This window comes from Nonomuraea sp. NPDC026600, assembly GCF_040638335.1.
In the GTDB taxonomy this organism is placed as follows: Bacteria; Actinomycetota; Actinomycetes; order Streptosporangiales; family Streptosporangiaceae; genus Nonomuraea.
The window spans coordinates 145,073-160,825 of sequence record NZ_JBEZYD010000002.1 but is presented as its reverse complement, the minus strand read 5'-3'; the positions used below and the strand labels follow the sequence as shown (position 1 = coordinate 160,825).

Annotated in this window: 11 protein-coding genes; 3 read left to right on the top strand and 8 right to left on the bottom strand. The window is 71.3% G+C overall.

Annotated features, from left to right (window positions below; all coding sequences use genetic code 11):
- Nucleotides 1-32 precede the first annotated feature (32 nt).
- Complete coding sequence (locus AB0F17_RS04410) at nt 33-164, top strand: hypothetical protein (RefSeq protein ID WP_358016072.1); 132 nt, start codon at nt 33-35, stop codon at nt 162-164.
- 375 nt (nt 165-539) lie between these two features.
- Entirely contained in the window at nt 540-1,757 is a 1,218-nt protein-coding gene (locus tag AB0F17_RS04405; protein WP_358016069.1) for a hypothetical protein, read from the top strand.
- A 9-nt stretch (nt 1,758-1,766) separates the two neighbouring features.
- On the opposite strand, the gene AB0F17_RS04400 is transcribed toward AB0F17_RS04405, so the two are convergent.
- The 8 genes from AB0F17_RS04400 to AB0F17_RS04365 form a co-directional block, all read right to left on the bottom strand.
- Entirely contained in the window at nt 1,767-4,601 is a 2,835-nt protein-coding gene (locus tag AB0F17_RS04400; protein WP_358016066.1) for a BTAD domain-containing putative transcriptional regulator, read from the bottom strand.
- 285 nt (nt 4,602-4,886) lie between these two features.
- Complete coding sequence (locus AB0F17_RS04395; RefSeq protein WP_358016063.1) at nt 4,887-5,735, bottom strand: family 3 encapsulin nanocompartment shell protein; 849 nt, start codon at nt 5,733-5,735, stop codon at nt 4,887-4,889.
- Between the two features lie 10 nt (nt 5,736-5,745).
- Complete coding sequence (locus tag AB0F17_RS04390; protein WP_358016059.1) at nt 5,746-6,468, bottom strand: hypothetical protein; 723 nt, start codon at nt 6,466-6,468, stop codon at nt 5,746-5,748.
- On the bottom strand, nt 6,465-7,448 hold the full coding sequence (locus AB0F17_RS04385; protein WP_358016056.1) for an aldo/keto reductase: 984 nt from the start codon (nt 7,446-7,448) through the stop codon (nt 6,465-6,467). The genes AB0F17_RS04390 and AB0F17_RS04385 overlap by 4 nt, the downstream gene beginning before the upstream one ends.
- 1 nt (nt 7,449) lies before the next feature.
- Nucleotides 7,450-10,371, bottom strand: coding sequence for an amino acid adenylation domain-containing protein (locus AB0F17_RS04380; RefSeq protein ID WP_358016053.1), 2,922 nt, complete (start codon nt 10,369-10,371; stop codon nt 7,450-7,452).
- A 71-nt stretch (nt 10,372-10,442) separates the two neighbouring features.
- Nucleotides 10,443-11,549 carry an FAD-binding oxidoreductase gene (locus AB0F17_RS04375; protein ID WP_358016050.1) on the bottom strand — a complete coding sequence of 369 codons (1,107 nt, stop codon included), beginning with the start codon at nt 11,547-11,549 and terminating at the stop codon, nt 10,443-10,445.
- Nucleotides 11,546-12,979 (bottom strand): MFS transporter, encoded by a 1,434-nt coding sequence (locus tag AB0F17_RS04370; protein WP_358016046.1) that lies wholly within the window; start codon nt 12,977-12,979, stop codon nt 11,546-11,548. Before AB0F17_RS04370 ends, AB0F17_RS04375 begins: the two co-directional genes overlap by 4 nt.
- Nucleotides 12,976-14,622 (bottom strand): AMP-binding protein, encoded by a 1,647-nt coding sequence (locus AB0F17_RS04365; RefSeq protein ID WP_358016043.1) that lies wholly within the window; start codon nt 14,620-14,622, stop codon nt 12,976-12,978. Before AB0F17_RS04365 ends, AB0F17_RS04370 begins: the two co-directional genes overlap by 4 nt.
- Nucleotides 14,623-14,827: 205 nt before the next feature.
- Here AB0F17_RS04365 and AB0F17_RS04360 point away from each other — a divergent pair, with 205 nt between their 5' ends.
- Nucleotides 14,828-15,721 carry an ATP-grasp domain-containing protein gene (locus tag AB0F17_RS04360; RefSeq protein ID WP_358016041.1) on the top strand — a complete coding sequence of 298 codons (894 nt, stop codon included), beginning with the start codon at nt 14,828-14,830 and terminating at the stop codon, nt 15,719-15,721.
- Nucleotides 15,722-15,753: the final 32 nt, after the last annotated feature.

The window sequence follows — 15,753 nt, the reverse complement described above, 5'->3', positions numbered from 1 at the left end:
CCAGCCAAAGATCTCCGGCCCCTGGAAGCGCGATGCAGTTGATCAACGGCGTGCCGCTCATGGGCGCTCTCGTGGCGGTGGCGGGCGCCCCATGGGCTCGCCGCCGCCACGTGGTGATCGCCGGCGCCCGGCAACCAACCGGACATGGAATCGGCCCGAAATAAAAGCGGAGGACATTAACATCTTACGCAGCACAGGCCGGGCATTACCGGGAGCAAAGGTGGCCGGCGTTCCGCCGCGCAAGTAAAGCTGAAGGAATTCAATTTGCCTTGTTCGGGTACTCTGGCCGGGCAAGTTCCTGAGATGCGCTTATGAGCAGTCCCACCGTGGCCATTACCGGTGGTGCCGGGTTTCTCGGCTCGATCCTGTCGGGCGCCAGGTGATTGTCCCTCGACGCCTCGCGAAGATCGCCAGAAGTCACACGACATCAGTCTTGGTCTGTTGCTGCGCGTGACCAGCGGATTCAAGGGTTGCCGAAGGTTCGCAGAAGGCGGGCCCCGCAAGCTGACGAGTACACATCCCACGGTGGAGGTACGTCAGTGAAACAACGAATTCTCGGGAAGGTCGCCCTCGTGGTCTCGGTCGCGCTGCTGTTGACCGGACCGCCTGTCTCAGCTGCCGCTGAGGCCGGGTTACCGGACCCGCCGCCCGTTCAGACGTCGGCGGAAGCGCTGCAGCAGGATCTGACGCTGGTCGCCCAGGCCAAGGGCTGGACCCTGGCGCAGGCCAAGGCGGACCACCGAGCGGCGGAGATCATCGGTGAGCTCGCCGGCAAGGTCGCACGCGAGCGGCCGGAGATCTTCATCGGCTCGGCCGTCAACCCCCAGCCCGGTGGGGCGCCGACGCTCTACGTCAAGGGACCCGCCGATGCGTTCGTGGACCGGCTGGTGGCCGGTGCGGGCATCGACATCGTCGTCAAGGACGGGCAGCCGTACGCGTTCGGCGAACTGGAGGAACGCCAGCTGACCGTGCACAAGGCGCTGGTGGCCTACGGCTTCAAGTCCGTGGCCACCTCCGTCGATCTCGCCGGGGCGGGGAGGATTCCGGCCGAGGTCACCAAGGAGCCGGGCGTCGACTCGCGGCCGGGCGCCGTGCTGGCCGCGATGCCGCAGAACCTGCGCTCGCGCGTCGATCTCGCCGTGCGCGACGAGCCTGTCACGAGCCTGGAGTACGGCTTCGGCGGGGAACGCATGCGCGGCGCCGCCGTCCAGTGCACCAGCGGCTGGCCGATCCTCGCCAGCGGCGGCCTGCTACCCGGCATCACCACCGCGGGCCACTGCGACGGCATCAACGAGATCGACTGGACCGATGCCGGCCTGTCATACCCGACCACGCCTCAGGTCCAGCACCGCCGGGCCTGGGGTGACATCGAGTACCACTTCGGCCCCACCATCCAGGCGGGGGTCTTCTACGCCAGCAGCACCGACGTGCGGGCCGCCAAGTCGGTGGAGGCGGTGTCCAGCATCTCCGTGGGCGAGTCCGTCTGCCAGTACGGCCGCTCCTCCAACGTCCGGCACTGCAGCCCTGAGGTGGACAGCGTCTCGGTGACCTGCACGTTCGCCCCCTTCCCCTATGCGACCGAGCGGCTGGTGGGAACCGACAACGACGTCGGCATCGGCGGCGACAGCGGTGGCGGCTGGTCCTTCAGCGACACGGCCTACGGCTCGCACGTGGGCAACTGCGACAACGGCGAGGTGTTCAGCGCCGCCGACTACTACGACGAGGCGCTCGGCATCTCCGTGTGGCTGGCACCATGACCTCGGTGATCACCTGATTCCGTGAGCCCTCGCGGCGCCCGCCGGCCGCGAGGGCTCTGGCATGGCGGCGAGCGGGCCGAGATTCTGGAGCTTGGCGCGGATCAGCTCGGCGTGCTGGTGTCCGAGCTGATCGAGGATGTCGAACGCGTCCTGCCACGCGCGGCGGGCGGCATCGAGATCTCCGGCGTCATGGTGGGTGTCGCCGAGCGAGAGGAGCGTCCCGCCTTCGAAGGTCCTGGCCCCGAGCTCGCGGAACAGCCCCAGCGCCCGCTGGTAGCAGGTGACGGCCTGGACGAAGCGGCCGAGGCGGCGGTGGATGTAGCCGAGGCTGTCCCAGGTCGTGGCCTCCCCCTGACGGTCGGCGATCTCCTCGTAGAGGGTCAGGGCCTGGCGGCAATGGACGAGAGCCTGCTGAGCATCGCCCAAATGGGCACGGTGCCAGCCGATGGCGTTCAGTCCGGCGGCCTGCCCGCGCCGGTTCTTCGCGGCCAGGAACAGTTCGTAGGCCTGCTCGTCATGCGGCAGAGCCTGCCGGTGGTCGCCCTGCTGGGCGAACAGCCGGGCCACGCAGCGGTGGGCGTGGGCCTGCCCGGTCTGGTCCCGGAGCTCGCGGAAGAGTTCCAGGGCTTGCTGGAGGTGGGCGCCGGCGTCGCCGTAGCGGCGCAGGGAGATGTACGCGCGCGCGAGGCCGCAGTGGGCGTGAGCCTGTGCGGGACGGTCGGCCAGCCGCTGGGCGGCGTCCAGGGCGGCGCGTTGCGTGGCGGCCTGGTCATGCCAGAGCCCCCGACGGTCGCAGAAGGTCATGAGCGCCCACGCCAGCCGGCAGACGTAGATGTCGAACTCGGCTCCGGCGTCGTCGATGGCGGCCCGCAGCGCCGGGTACTCCACGCTGAACCAGGCCAGCGCCACCCGGTGGTGGGTGACGTCCTCGGGGACGACCCCCGGTTGCGGCGGGGGCAGTGTGAGCGGATCGCGGTACGGGCTGAGCGCCTGGTCCGCCCGGTGGGCGGTGCGCAGGTAGTGGTCGAGCAGCCGCCGAAGCGCGGCGCTCCCGGTGTCGAGGCCGGCGGACAGTTCGGCCGCGTAGAGCTGGACCAGGTCATGCATCCGGTAGCGGCCCGGGACCGGCTCGTCCATCAGATGCGCGTCGGCGAGCTCGCGCAGGAGGGCGCGGGTCCGGGCGACGGGCAGGGCGGCGAGGCTGGCCGCGGCGGCGAGGCTGATCTCCGGTCCCGTCGTACGGCCCAGGAGGGCGAAGGCGTGCGCCGCGTCGGGAGTCAGGGCCCGACGGGAACAGGACAGGACCGCGCGCAGGTTGACGGCCAGCTCGCCGCCGTCAAGGGCGTCCAGCCGGGTGGTGGCCTGCCGCAGTTCTCCGGCGAGCACTTCGAGGGGGAATTCGGGGTGGACGGCGGCGCGGGCGGCGATGATGCCGAGCGCCAGCGGCAGGCCCCCGCAGTGGCGGGTCAGGGCGGTGACGGCCTGGGGTTCGGCCTCCGTCCGGCGGCCGCCGAACTCGCGGGTCAGCAACTGGCGCGACTCGGCGTCGGTCAGGACGTCCAGGACCAGGGGCCGGGCACCGTGGGCGGTGATCAGGCCGGTCAGCGTTCGGCGGCTGGTGACGAGGACGGCGCCGGTGGGGGTGGCGGGCAGCAGCGGCGTCACATGGTTGGTGTCGCGGGCGTTGTCCAGCACGATCAGCATGCGCCGGCCGGCGGTCAGGCTTTGGTACATCGCGGCCTGCGCCTCGGGATCCGACGGAATCGCGGCGGGTGGCACGCCGAGCGCGTCGAGGAAGGAGCGCACCGCGACCGCCGGGTGGACCGGATCGGCGGCCGGGTCGAACCCCTGGAGGTTGACGTACAGCTGCCCGTCGGGAAACCGTTCCGCGTTCTCGTGGGCCCACTGCAGGGCCAGCCAGGTCTTGCCGAGACCGCCGACACCGCTGATCACCACGGTGCCGCCTGGGTCGTGCATGGCCTCGCTGAGCGCGGCGAGCTGGCGGGCGCGGCCGGTGAACGATCGTGGTGGTGCGGGCAGTCGGTGCGGCGTCACTGGTTGCGCGGACTGTCCGGTCACCGCGGGAGTGGGCGCCGCCAGGTCCGGATCGGTGGTCATGATCTGCAGATGCAACTCCCGCAGCGCCGGGGCAGGGCAGGCGCCCAGTTCCTCGGCGAGTTGCCGCCGCAGCCGGTCGTAGAAGTCGAGGGCGTCACCCTGCCTGCCGCAGCGGTAGAGGACGAGCATGAGCTGAGCGGTCACGCGTTCGTCCAGGGGGTGCGCGGCCGCGCGGGCCGTCAGCTCGGCCAGCAGCCCGGCGTGCCTGCCGCAGGCGAGGGCGAGATCGTTGCGGTCCAGCTCGGCGGCCAGGTGCTCCATGGCGAGGCCATGGCGGATGCCGTTCAGCCACGGTGAGTCGAGTCCCGCCAGCGGGTCTCCACGCCACAGCCCCAGTGCCCGGTCGAACAGGGCCAGGGCCGTCGCGCTCTCCTCCGCCGCGCGGGCCTCGGCGGTCAGCCGGCGGAACCGGAGCAGGTCCACGGCCATCGGGTCGACTGTGAGGACGTATCCGCCGGGGCGGCGGACGAGGCCGACGGCGTCCAGGGCGGTCAGGGCCCGGCGCAGCCTGCACATGTAGCCGTGGACGGCCGAGTGGGCGCGTTGCGGCGGGAGGTCGCCCCATACCCGGTCCAGGATCTGGTCGGCCGACACGGTGCGATTGGCCTCGATCAGCAGCACGGCCAGCACGCATCGCTGCCGGGCGTGACCGAGCTCCACGAGCCGGCCGTCGATCGCCGCCTCGACCTCGCCCAGCAGGCGGAACTCCACCACCGGCTCGACCATCGCCCGGATTCCACTTCATGGTTGCGGGAACGCCATCTTTGGTTTCCCTCGACCATCGCACCCGGCCTGGCGTCACTCCACGCACATTTACCTGTCGGTTCGTGCTCCTCAGCACAGCGCATCACCGTCGAGAGTGATACCGCCCTACGCCTTTCAGGACCGCGCCCGCCCGCGCGAAGCCGACCAGCGGGGCGGCTCGGTGCCTTGGCTCTGAGCCGCCCCGCCCGCTCCCGGGCGGCCGACCGGCTTCGGCGACCCTCGGGGCTCACGTTCGGGGTCGGCGGGCTATGCGGGGATCACGTGGAAGAAGTGGGTCGGCAGGTGGACCGCGACGCCCTCGTAGATCTCCGCGCAGACCGCCACGCCCGGGGCGGCGAAGGTGCCCTCCGGCGGCTCGGCGACCTTGATGACCGAGCGTCCGGCGTCGAGGAGCTGGGCGGCGACGGCGAAGTCTCCGACCAGCGCGCACCCGGGTTCGACCATGCGGGTGCGGCTGATCACGGTGCCGTTGCGGGCCAGGTCGCCCAGCAGGCTGCCGGCGCCGAGCATGTGCGTGTAGTAGTCGCGGGGGTTGACCACCATCGCGTGCGCCGTGGCGCCGGTCTGCTCGATCTCGTCGCACGCGGCGAGCACGCCGTCCACGTAGGTGCCACGGTAGGGCAGCTTGGCCACCTCGGGATGGCTGAGCACGCCCTTCTCGCCGATGGTCAGCGCCTGGTTCTCCGCGGTGGCCAGCCGTACCAGCAGCCGGTAGTCGAGGAAGCGGGCCAGCCCCTCGGGGTCGTCGGCGAGCTCGTCGGGGATCTGGACCCAGCCCCTGGTCGGCGCGACGCTGAACTCAGCCATGCCGAACTTGAAGGCGGCCTCGCGGCGCAGCCCGGACTCGTGGACGCCGGCGGCCTCGGCCGCGGTGGACCGCGACTCGCACCAGACCCTGACAGTGTCGGTATCGACCAGGCGCTTCTTGAACAGGTTGCGCACCGTCACCCTCGGCCGGTCCTGGGTGGGCTTGAAGGCGTCGGTGATGGTGAAGTCGAAGCGCACCTCGGCGCTGTCGCGCTCCTTGAGGTAGGCGCGGGCGAACTGCTCTCCCGGCGAGAGCTCGACCTCGGTGTGCTGTGCTGCGGCGGTCATGGTAGTCCCTTCAGATGACAGCGTGCTCGACCAGACGGTCGTAGTAGGGGCGGTGGTGGTCGTAGTAGGAGCGCAGCCGCTCGTCGTTGTCGACGGTGGCCGCGTACTCCTTGGCGGGCGCGCTGAACCCCGAGCTGGCGATCGCGTCCAGGTGCCATCGGCGGCTCCGGTGCCACTCGACGCGGTCCTCGGGCACCCACTCGAGCGCGTGCGGCAGGTACGGCAGGTCGACCGCCTGGCAGTACGCGGCGACCGTCTCGGCGGGCTCGGCCAGCAGACTCTCGGCGCGGATGACGACGGGACGCTCCCCGCTCACTCGCCAGGCCAGCTCGAACAGGTCGTACTGGTGCTCGTAACCGATCTCGTGGCAGGCGACCTCGGGCTTGATCAGGTAATGCGAGGCGATGGCCTTGGCGGGGTCGCGGACGATGAAGGTGTGCCGGAACCCGGCGATCTCCTCGGGATGGTCGAACAGATACTGGTGGCGGTACTCCAGCGTGTCCTTGAAGAACACCGTGCGGTCCACGCCGAGCTCGGCCAGGTGCCCGAGCACCTCACCCGGGCTGCGGAGCGTGACGGTGCCGCCGTCGAGCCCCTGGGCCTGCACCTCGTTCCAGTCCGTCAGCGTGACCAGCGGTTCATGGACGATGCAGACGTCGCCGCGCTCGATCATCATCCGCAGGAAGGCGGTGGAGAGCGCCCGCGGATGCGCCCACATCGCGATCACGCTCACATCGACCACCACGCCGGCTCGCGGTCCCAGCGGTGCGCCCGCAGTTCCTGGAGCAGCCGGGGGTCGAGCGGCGTCCCGTCGGAGACCGCCAGGTTGGCCCGCACGTGCTCGGGCCTGCGCATACCGGGGATCACGGTGCTGACCGCCGGGTGGTGCAGGATGAACCGCAGCGCCAGCTCCGGCATGGTCATGTCGTCGGGGACCGTTTTCGCCAGCCGCTCGGCCCGGTCCGCGGTCGGGCCGAGGTTCTCCGGACCGAAGTAGGTGGCCCGCCAGTCACCTTCGGGGAAGACGGTGTCGGCCGTGAGCCTCCCCGTGAGGCCGCCCTCGTCGAAGGGAACCCGGGCGATGATGCCGACGCCGTCGCGCAGGGCCCGCTCGAACAGCTCGTCCTCCGGAGCCTGGTCGAAGATGTTGTAGATGACCTGGACGACGTCCACGAGCCCGGTGTCGATGGCGCGCAGGCAGTTGGCCGGCTCCCAGCGGTTGACGCTGAGGCCGAACGCCTCGATCAGGCCCTCGGCCTTCAGCTCGGCGACCACCCGCTGCCAGCGCTCGTCCGGGGTCCACCTGTCCTCCCAGACGTGGAACTGCAGCAGGTCGATGCGGTCGACCCCGAGGTTCTCCAGGCTGAGGTGGACGTACTCCCTGACGTGGTCGGCGGGGAAGACGTCGTCGAGGGTGTCGGACGGGCGCGGCGGCCACTCCCTGTTCTTGGGCGGAACCTTGGTGGCGATCTTGAGCCCACGGTCCGGATGGTCCCGCAGGAGCCGGCCGAGCAGCTGCTCGCTGACGCCCCTGCCGTACACCCACGCCGTGTCGAAGAAGGTGCAGCCCAGCTCGACGGCCAGGTCCAGGCAGCCGGGCGCGACGTCGTAGTCCCAACCGGTGAACCCGCCGGGGCCGCCGCCGATGCCCCACATCCCGTAGCCGATCTCGCTGACCTGCCAGTCAAGGCGGCCCATCGTCCGGTAACGCATCTCAGTGTCCCTTCAGTGAAGTGAGGTAGGCGCCGATCGCGGCGTCCAGCGATCCTTCGTCAGCAGCGGAACCCCCGGCGAACAGGGCCGGGTTGTCGATCAGCAGCTCGGCCAGGCCGGTGCCCGTCAGCATCGCGCGCAGCGTGTCCAGCTCCGGGTCGCGTTCCAGCATCGCCATGAACTCGGCGGCCGGCACCTCCCGCACCGGCAGCAGGCGGGCGAGGTCGACGCTTTCGGGGCGGAACACGTGGAAGGCGCCTGCCGGTCCGGTCAGGCCCCCGACGAGCCGGGCCGCCACCTCGTCGACCGGCGAGTAGTCGGTGAGCATCGGCACGTCGGGGCGCGCACCCAGCCGCTGGAAGGCCGTGAGCAGCAGGTGGGTGAGTGCGCGCGGGTTGGGCACGCCGTTGTCGGCGGCCGGCATCACCTCGCCGAGCCGGTAGAAGGTGACGGTGGCGCCCCGGTCGCGCGCCTCCCACAGCAGCCGCTCGGCCACCCACTTGGAGCGGCTGTAGCCGCTGCGCGGCGGGATGGCCTGGCCAGGATGGAAGTCCTCGGGCAGCGGTTCGCCGGAGGCCGCGGCGTGCCGGTCGAGCACGCCCAGCGTGGAGACGTGGTGCAGCGGCTTGGGCCGGCCGTGGACGGCGAAGCGGAGCACCTCCAGCGTCCCCAGCACGTTGGCGGGGCGGTGCGCGCGGTAGTCGAACAGGAAGTTCACCAGGGCGCCGACGTGCATCACCGCGTCGCACTCGGCCGCCAGCGACTCCCACTCCGCGGTGTCCAGGCCGAACCGCGGCCTGCCCAGGTCACCCGCCACCGCCTCCAGACGCCCGGCGACCGCCGGGTTCCATAACCGCTGGGCCCGCAGCGCTTCTGTCACGCGGCGCCGGGCGTGGTCGTGGTCGGCGGCCCTGGTCAGGCAGATCACCCGCAGGTCGGTGGCGGACACCAGCCGATGGACGACCCTGGCGCCGACGAACCCGGTCGCGCCGGTGACCAGGACGGTGCGCGGCGGCCCGGGAGCGGCGGTGGTGATCACCAGGTCACCGGGAAGCCGGGCGTCGCGCTCCATCAATGCGGACTCGTCCTCTTCCAGCTCCGCCGGCTCCACCCTGTCTCGGAGCAGCTCGGCGAGCCCGGCCGCGGTCCTGAACTCGTACAGGTCCTGCACGCCGACCCGCACGCCCACGGCCGCGCGCAGCCCGAGCACCGCGGCGAGCGCGGTCAGCGAGTCGCCGCCGCAGGTCACGAAGTCGTCGTGGACGGCGAAGCCGGCCAGGCCGAGCACGCCCCTCAGCACCTCGGCGATCCGCTCCTCCAAGGGCCCGTCGACCGGCTGCCGCGCGCCGCCGTCCAGCCGCTCCTCCATCAGGGCCCGGATCGCCCCGAGGTCGACCTTGCCGTTGTCGCTGAGCGGCAGGTCCGGCAGGATGAGGCAGTGGTGCGGCATGCTGGTGCGCGGCAGCCGCGCGGTCAGGTGCTCGCGGAGCGCGGCCGAGGTCACTTCGGCGTTGGCGGCGGCCGCCAGGACGAGCCGGGTGCGCGTGCCCTGCCGTACGGCCACGGCCTTGGCCTGCCTGACCCCCGGATAGCCGGCGGCGGCCGCCTCGACCTCGCCCAGCTCGATCCGCACCCCGTCGACCTTGACCTGCCGGTCCGCCCGTCCCGAGAAGCGCAGCAGGCCCGCCTCGTCGTACCAGCCCAGGTCGCCCGTCAGGTACAACGTGTCACCGGGGATCTCGGTGAAAGGGTTGGGGACGAACACCCTGTCGGTGCGCTCGCGGTCGCCCAGGTAGCCGATGCCCAGGCAGGCGCCGCCGACGACGATCTCCCCGATCTCGCCGGGCGGCAGCAGACCCAGGTCCTTGTCCAGCACGACGGCGTAGCAGTTGTCGATGGGCCGCCCGAGCGGGATGTGGTCTCCGTCGGCGAAGTCGATGGGGTGGAAGACCATGCCGATCGAGGTCTCCGACGGGCCGTACCCGTTGGAGACCCGAAGGCCGGGAAGGAGGGTCCGCAGCCGGTGCACGGCGTGCGGGCCGACCTCCTCACCGCCCACGACCAGGTGCCGCAGCGAGGCGACCTTCGCCACGGCCCCGGGCTCGGTGTCCAGCAGGGCGACCATCATGGCGAGGGTGGCGGGCACGAAGTCGGTGATGGTCACCTGGTGCTCGGCGATGGTGGCGACCGTGCGCTCCAGGTCGAGGAACTCGCCCTGCTCGGGGACGACGGCGCACCCGCCGGTGGTCAGCGGCCACAGGAGCTGCCAGATGGCCGAGTCGAAGGTGTGCCTGCTGTTCTGCAGCACCACCTCCTCACCGGTGGCCTGGAAGTAGCGCGACATGAACCTGAACCGGTTGGTCAGGCCGCGGTGGACGTTGAGCGCGCACTTGGGCGTCCCGGTCGTGCCGGAGGTGAAGACGCCGTAGGCCACCTCCTCCGGCCCCGGCTCGGCCGTCCCGCGGTGCGGCGAGGGCGTCACCCGGTCGGCCGCGACGGGGTGGTGACCTTCGCCCAGCACCAGCCGGGGCACGATCACGGCCAGCGCCGAGCGCATCCGCTCGGCCGGCCACGCCGGGTCGCACGGCACGAACGCGGCCCCGAGCTTCAGCAGCGCGAGCATGGTCAGCGGCAGCTCAAGGCTGTTGACCAGCACCAGCGGGATGACGTCGCCGCGCCGCACGCCGGCCTCGGCCAGCTCCGCGGCCAGGCCGTTGGCCAGCTCGTCCAGCTCACGGTAACTCAGGGTCGTCGTCCGGTAGGACAGCGCCGGATGGTCGGGAGTGCGGTCGACCTGCTCCTCGAAGAGCCTGGTCACGGGACGGTAGGGGCCGTGGTCGACCTGGGTGCCGGCCAGGCCGTTGAGTACCCGGCGACGGGTGACGGTGTCCAGATTCGGAAGGGTCCACATGGTGTCCGACATGCTTGTCCGATCTCTTTCCCACGGGGTGTGGCGGGTCAAGGGCGGCACCGGTTCTGCCGGTGCCGACTGGATCAGGAAGTCCTGGCGGTGGATGCGGGGGACAGCGCCGGGGCGCAGGCCGCCAGTTCTGACGGTGGCGTGCCGGTGACCAGCGCGGACAGCAGCAGCCCCGCCGCTGGGGCGACCTGGATGCCGTATCCGCCCAGAGCGGCGAGCCAGAAGAAGCCGGGGTCGTCGGGCGCTTCGCCGATCACCGGTACGTCACCGGAGACCGAACTGCGCAGCCCCGCCCAGCGGTGGGTGACGTGCGTGACCTTGACGGTGGTGGCCTCCTCGAATCTGGCGATCGCCAGCGCGACGTCCAGGTCGTCGGGACGGGGGTCGCCCGGCGGCATCGGCGTGGAGTCGGCGGGCGAGAGCAGCAGCCCGCCGGACTCCGGCTTGGCGTAGAAGGTCCCGGCCAGGTCGGTGACCATCGGCCAGGACGCCACCGCCGCCGCGTCGTACCCGGACGGCCGGGGAACCAGCGCGGCGGTACGGCGCAGCGACCGCAGCCCGATCAGGGCGGCCCCGGCCAAGGCCGCGACCTCGTCGGCCCACGCCCCGGCGGCGTTGACCACGCGGACGGCCGTGAAGTCGCCGGCGGTCGTCTCGACCCGCCGGCCGCCGGGAACCGGCTCGATCGCCAGCACTCGCGCGCCGGTCACCACCCGGCCGCCGCGCCGCCGGACCCCGGCCAGGAACCCCTGGTGGGCGGCCGCTACGTCGAGGTCGCAGGCCCTCGGCCGGAACAGCGCCCGCTCGTGGGATCGCGGTCGGAGCACCGGGCACATCTCTCGCGCCTCGTCCGGGCTCACCTCGACAGCGCCGTCGGCCACCGCGCGGTCGAACTCCGCGCCCGCGTCCGGCGGCACCAGGACGAGCGCGCCGCGCGGGTTCAGCAGGGGGGCGTTCCCGAACCCGGGCGGCGGGGCCTCGTAGAACGTGCGGCTGGCCGCGGTCAGCGCGCGCACCTCGGCGCCTCCGTAGTACTCGGAGAACCAGGCGGCCGAGCGCCCCGTCGAGTGGATGCCGGGGGTCGGCTCGGCTTCGAGCAGGGTGACCCGGCCGTGCGGGGCCAGGAAGTAACCGGCGGCCGCCCCCGCGATACCGCCCCCGATGACGACGAACTCGTTCATGATCTGCCGCGCGGCATGGTGAGGGCCGCGATGAGCATGGCGAGCACCACGAGGCCCGCCGCGACGGCGAAACCGCGCCCCGCGCCCACGGCCAGCGCGTGGTCGGCGAGCGAGCGGCCGTTCGGCGTGGGGCCCGTGACCGCGGCCGCGGCCGCCCAGGCCACGGTGCCCAGGACGGCCAGGCCGATCGCTCCGCCGACCTGTCTGGCCGCGCTGAAGACTCCCGAGGCGATCCCCGAGTCCTCGGCCGGCACCCGCGACAGGGCCGACAGGGTGAGCGGGACGGCGGTGAGCCCGAGCCCCGCGTAGGCGAGGATCGTGGGAACGAGCATGCCGGTGAGGTAACCGGTGGAGTCGCCGATCTGCGACAGCCAGGCCATGCCTGCCGCCGCGGTCGCCAGGCCGCCGATCACCAGGTTCCGCGCCCCCGTCCTGGCGACCAGCAGCGAGCTGAACCGAGCGCCCAAGATCAGCAGGGCGGTCAGCGGCACGTAGACCACCGCGGTCTGCAGTGGGGTGTAGTCCCAGACCTTCTGGAGGAAGAGCGTGAGGAAGAAGAAGATGCCGAACATGGCGGTGCTGGTGAGGATCTGCACGGTGTAGATGCCAGCCCTGACCCGGTCGGTGAAGAGCCGCAGCGGGACCAGCGCGTGTGGGTTGCGCCGCTCGATCGCCACGAAGGAGGCGATCAACAGCACGGCCACCCCGACCGTGACCAGCACGTCCGGGTCGGCCCAGTGGGCGGTGCCCGCCTGGTCGGTGGCCGCGTTGATCAGGCCGTACACCAGGAGGGTGACCCCGGCGGTGCCGGTCAGGGCACCTCCCAGGTCGAACCGGTCGCGCACTCGCTCGGTCTCGGTCAGCACCCGCTGCGCGGCGATGACGATGAACACGCCGACGGGGACGTTCACGAACATCACCCAGCGCCACGACAGGTAGGTGGTGATCACGCCGCCCGCGAGCAGCCCCACCCCGCCGCCCGCCGTGGCCACCGCCGAGTAGATGCCCACTGCCCGGTCCCGCTCCGGCCCCTCGGGGAACGTCGTCGCGATCAGCGACAGCGCCGCGGGAGACGCCGCGGCGGCTCCCACCCCCTGGAGGGCACGGCAGGCCAGCAGCCACCACGATTCGGTCGCCAGCCCGCCGAGCAGGGACGCGACGGTGAACAGGACGAGACCGGCGATGAACACCCGCCTGCGGCCCAGGATGTCACCGGCGCGCCCGCCCAGCAGCAGCAGCCCGCCATAGGTGAGGGAGTAACCGGTGACGACCCACTCCAGGCCCGAGCCCGAGAAGCCGAGCGACTCCTGGATGCCGGGCAGGGCCACGTTCACGATGGTCGCGTCCAGCAGGAACATGAGCTGCGCGACCGAGATGATCCAGAGGGCGACGGCGCGCGAGCGCCGTCCCGCTTCCAGATGCCGGGTCATCGTCTAGGGGACGCGGCGATCTCCAACCGCTCGCGCAGGGGCTGGCGCAGGACCTTGCCGAGCGAGTTCTTGGGCAGCTGCCAGACGAACTGGAGCCTGTCGGGCCACAGCACCTTGGCCATCTTCTCGGCCGTCAGGTGGTCGCGCAGCTCCTCCAGGCTGGGCGGCGGCCCGTCGGGCACCACCACGGCGCAGACCAGGTCGGCGCCCGGCACCGCGGGGTCCGGGTAACCGACCAGGACCACCTCGGAGATCGCGGGGTGGCGCAGCAGGACCGCCTCGACCTCCAGCGTGGAGACCTTCTGGCCGCTGGCCCTGGTGATGAGGTCCACCCTGCGCCCGGTGATCCGGATGCCGTCGCGGCCGTCCTCCCTGGCCAGGTCGCCCGTGTCGAACCAGCCCTCGGCGTCCTGGCAGTCCTCGTACAGCTCGCGCTGGCCCAGGTAGCCCAGGCACTGCGAGGCGCCGCGGACCAGGAGTCTGCCCGCTCCTTCCTCGGCCTCCGGGTCGGGGACGACCTTGATCTCCATCCACGGCATCGAGCGTCCGTCGCTGTGCGCGGCCCAGCCCTCGGGGTCGTCCGGCCTGGTGACGGTGACACCGCCGTTCTCGGTCATGCCCCACAGGGCGTGCAGCGGGATGTCGAACACCTCACGGACGTCGGTGATCAGCTGCGGCTGGATCGGCGCCGAGCCGGACACGATCCGATTGAGGCTGGCGGCGTCTCGCGGGTTCTCGCGCTGCGCGGCCAGGAGCTTCACCAGGTAGCCCGGCGCGCAGTACGCCCAGCTGATCCGATGGGCGGCCATCAGGTCGAGCAACAGCTCCATGTCGGTGTTGGTGTCCTGCATCACACAGGTGCCGCCCAGGTGGAGCGGCATGTAGACCGCGTAGCTCATCCCCGCCATGTGGGTCAGGTAGTTGGGAATCGAGATCACGTCGTCCGCGGTCAGCCCGTACGGCTCCGACACCGCCCTGACGGCCGCGTAGACGGTGTTCTGGCTGTGCACGACGGCCTTCATCGTGCCCGTGGTGCCCGAGGTGTACAGCAGGAGCGCCGGGTCGTCGGGGCCGAGCGGCACCGCGTCGCCGGGGTCGTGCTCGGTGCGGACGAAGAACTCCTCGAAGTCGATGGCCCCCGTGGCCGCCGCGTCGCCCACCACGACCCGGTGCTGGAGAGTCTCGGGTGCGGCCTCCACCAGGCGGGCCGCGTAGTCGACGCCGTCGAAGGAGTCGACGGTCACGGCGACCTTGGCCGAGCTCGCCCGCAGGACGTGGGCCAGCTCGCGCCCCCCGAGCACCGGGATGACCGGTGAGCTCACCGCGCCGATCTGGTTACAGGCCAGGTAGAGCGGGGTGAGCATCCACAAGTTGGGCAGGTAGAGCACCACCACGTCACCGGGGCCGACACCCAGTTCGCGCAGCGCGCCCGCGCAGCGCGAGACGGTGTCCGCCAGCTCGGCGTAGGTCAGGGTCCTGGCCGGCTGACCGCCCTCGTAACTGATGATCGCCGGATGGGCCGGACGCCGCTTGGCGGCGTCGGCGAGATCATCGAGAAAAGTGGAATCCCGCCACCAGCCAGCCGCGCGGTAACGGGCTGCGGTCGGCGGGGCTGGGGTCGCCAAAGTCTCCCAGATAGGCATCTGCGCGCGCCTTCCCCCGTCGAATAAAGATCATGTCGACGATGAAACCTAGCCCTTATCCCACCCAAGAAGACATGTCTTGACATATTTGGTATGACCGAATAAGTGCCTTATCTCATGGCAGCGCTTGACACGCCCACGGCCGCGGGTACAGGCTCCATGATCGATCACACACCTGTCACAGAGCGCTGGGGGAAGGGACACCGTGAAGATCGGCGTGCTCGGCTGGGACTACGGCGAGATGGATCCCGACGCCCCCTGCCTGGTGGAGGCCGGTAGGGAACGGGGGCACGAGATGGCCCTGTTCACGCTGGAGGAGTTCGCCTACACCCCAGGGGCCAAGGGCGGCCTCAACCTCGTGGTGGGCGGGCACGACGCCGAGTCCTTCGACGCCATCATCTCCAGGGCCAAACTGTACGGCGATGACTGGCAGGACCGCGTGGAGCGGCTGACCCTGCTCAGCGAGGTCCCCGGCCTGCGCCTGTTCGACCCCGCCGAGGTGTGGGTGCGCGGTTACAGCAAGTTCCTCACCGCGCAGAAGCTGGCCGAGGCCGGCCTGCCGACGCCCCCCGTCCGCTCGGCCGTCACCCTGGCCCAGGTCGAGACCGCGTGGAAGGAGTGGGGCGAGGCCATCGTCAAGCCCTCCTTCGGGTACCGCGGCGTCGATGTCGAGCGCGTCACCGACCTCCCCGCGCAGACGGCCGTGGTCGAGGAACTGCTCGCCAGATACGGCACGCTGGTGTGCCAGCCGTACTATCCGACCCAGTACGGCGAGTACCGCATCACCGTCGCCGGCGAGGTCACGCCCATCAACATGCTGAAGCTGCCGGCCGCCGGGTCGTGGCGGTGCAAGACCCTGGAAGGCGCGAGCTTCGAATACTTCGAGGCGCCCCCCGAACTCCAGGAACTGGCAGTGCGCGCGGCCAGGGTGATGGGGATCACGCTGGCCGGCCTCGACATCCTGCCGACCGAGGACGGCTACGTCATCCTCGAGGTCAACCCGATTCCGGGCTTCCTCAACATCTTCGGCCGCGAGCGGCACCAGCAGACCCTGCACGGCGTCTTCGACTGGGTGGAGAAGCAGGTCACCCAGCCCTAGCGAGCTGCCAGGCGCTCATCGTCCCTGACCGG

Bases quoted from the DNA above. Each gene is read 5' to 3' on its own strand.
- AB0F17_RS04410 (WP_358016072.1), top strand. From the start codon at position 33: ATGCAGTTGATCAACGGCGTGCCGCTCATGGGCGCTCTCGTGGCGGTG.
- AB0F17_RS04400 (WP_358016066.1), bottom strand. From the start codon at position 4,601: ATGGTCGAGCCGGTGGTGGAGTTCCGCCTGCTGGGCGAGGTCGAGGCG.
- AB0F17_RS04395 (WP_358016063.1), bottom strand. From the start codon at position 5,735: ATGACCGCCGCAGCACAGCACACCGAGGTCGAGCTCTCGCCGGGAGAG.
- AB0F17_RS04385 (WP_358016056.1), bottom strand. From the start codon at position 7,448: ATGCGTTACCGGACGATGGGCCGCCTTGACTGGCAGGTCAGCGAGATC.
- AB0F17_RS04380 (WP_358016053.1), bottom strand. From the start codon at position 10,371: ATGTCGGACACCATGTGGACCCTTCCGAATCTGGACACCGTCACCCGT.
- AB0F17_RS04375 (WP_358016050.1), bottom strand. From the start codon at position 11,549: ATGAACGAGTTCGTCGTCATCGGGGGCGGTATCGCGGGGGCGGCCGCC.
- AB0F17_RS04370 (WP_358016046.1), bottom strand. From the start codon at position 12,979: ATGACCCGGCATCTGGAAGCGGGACGGCGCTCGCGCGCCGTCGCCCTC.
- AB0F17_RS04365 (WP_358016043.1), bottom strand. From the start codon at position 14,622: ATGCCTATCTGGGAGACTTTGGCGACCCCAGCCCCGCCGACCGCAGCC.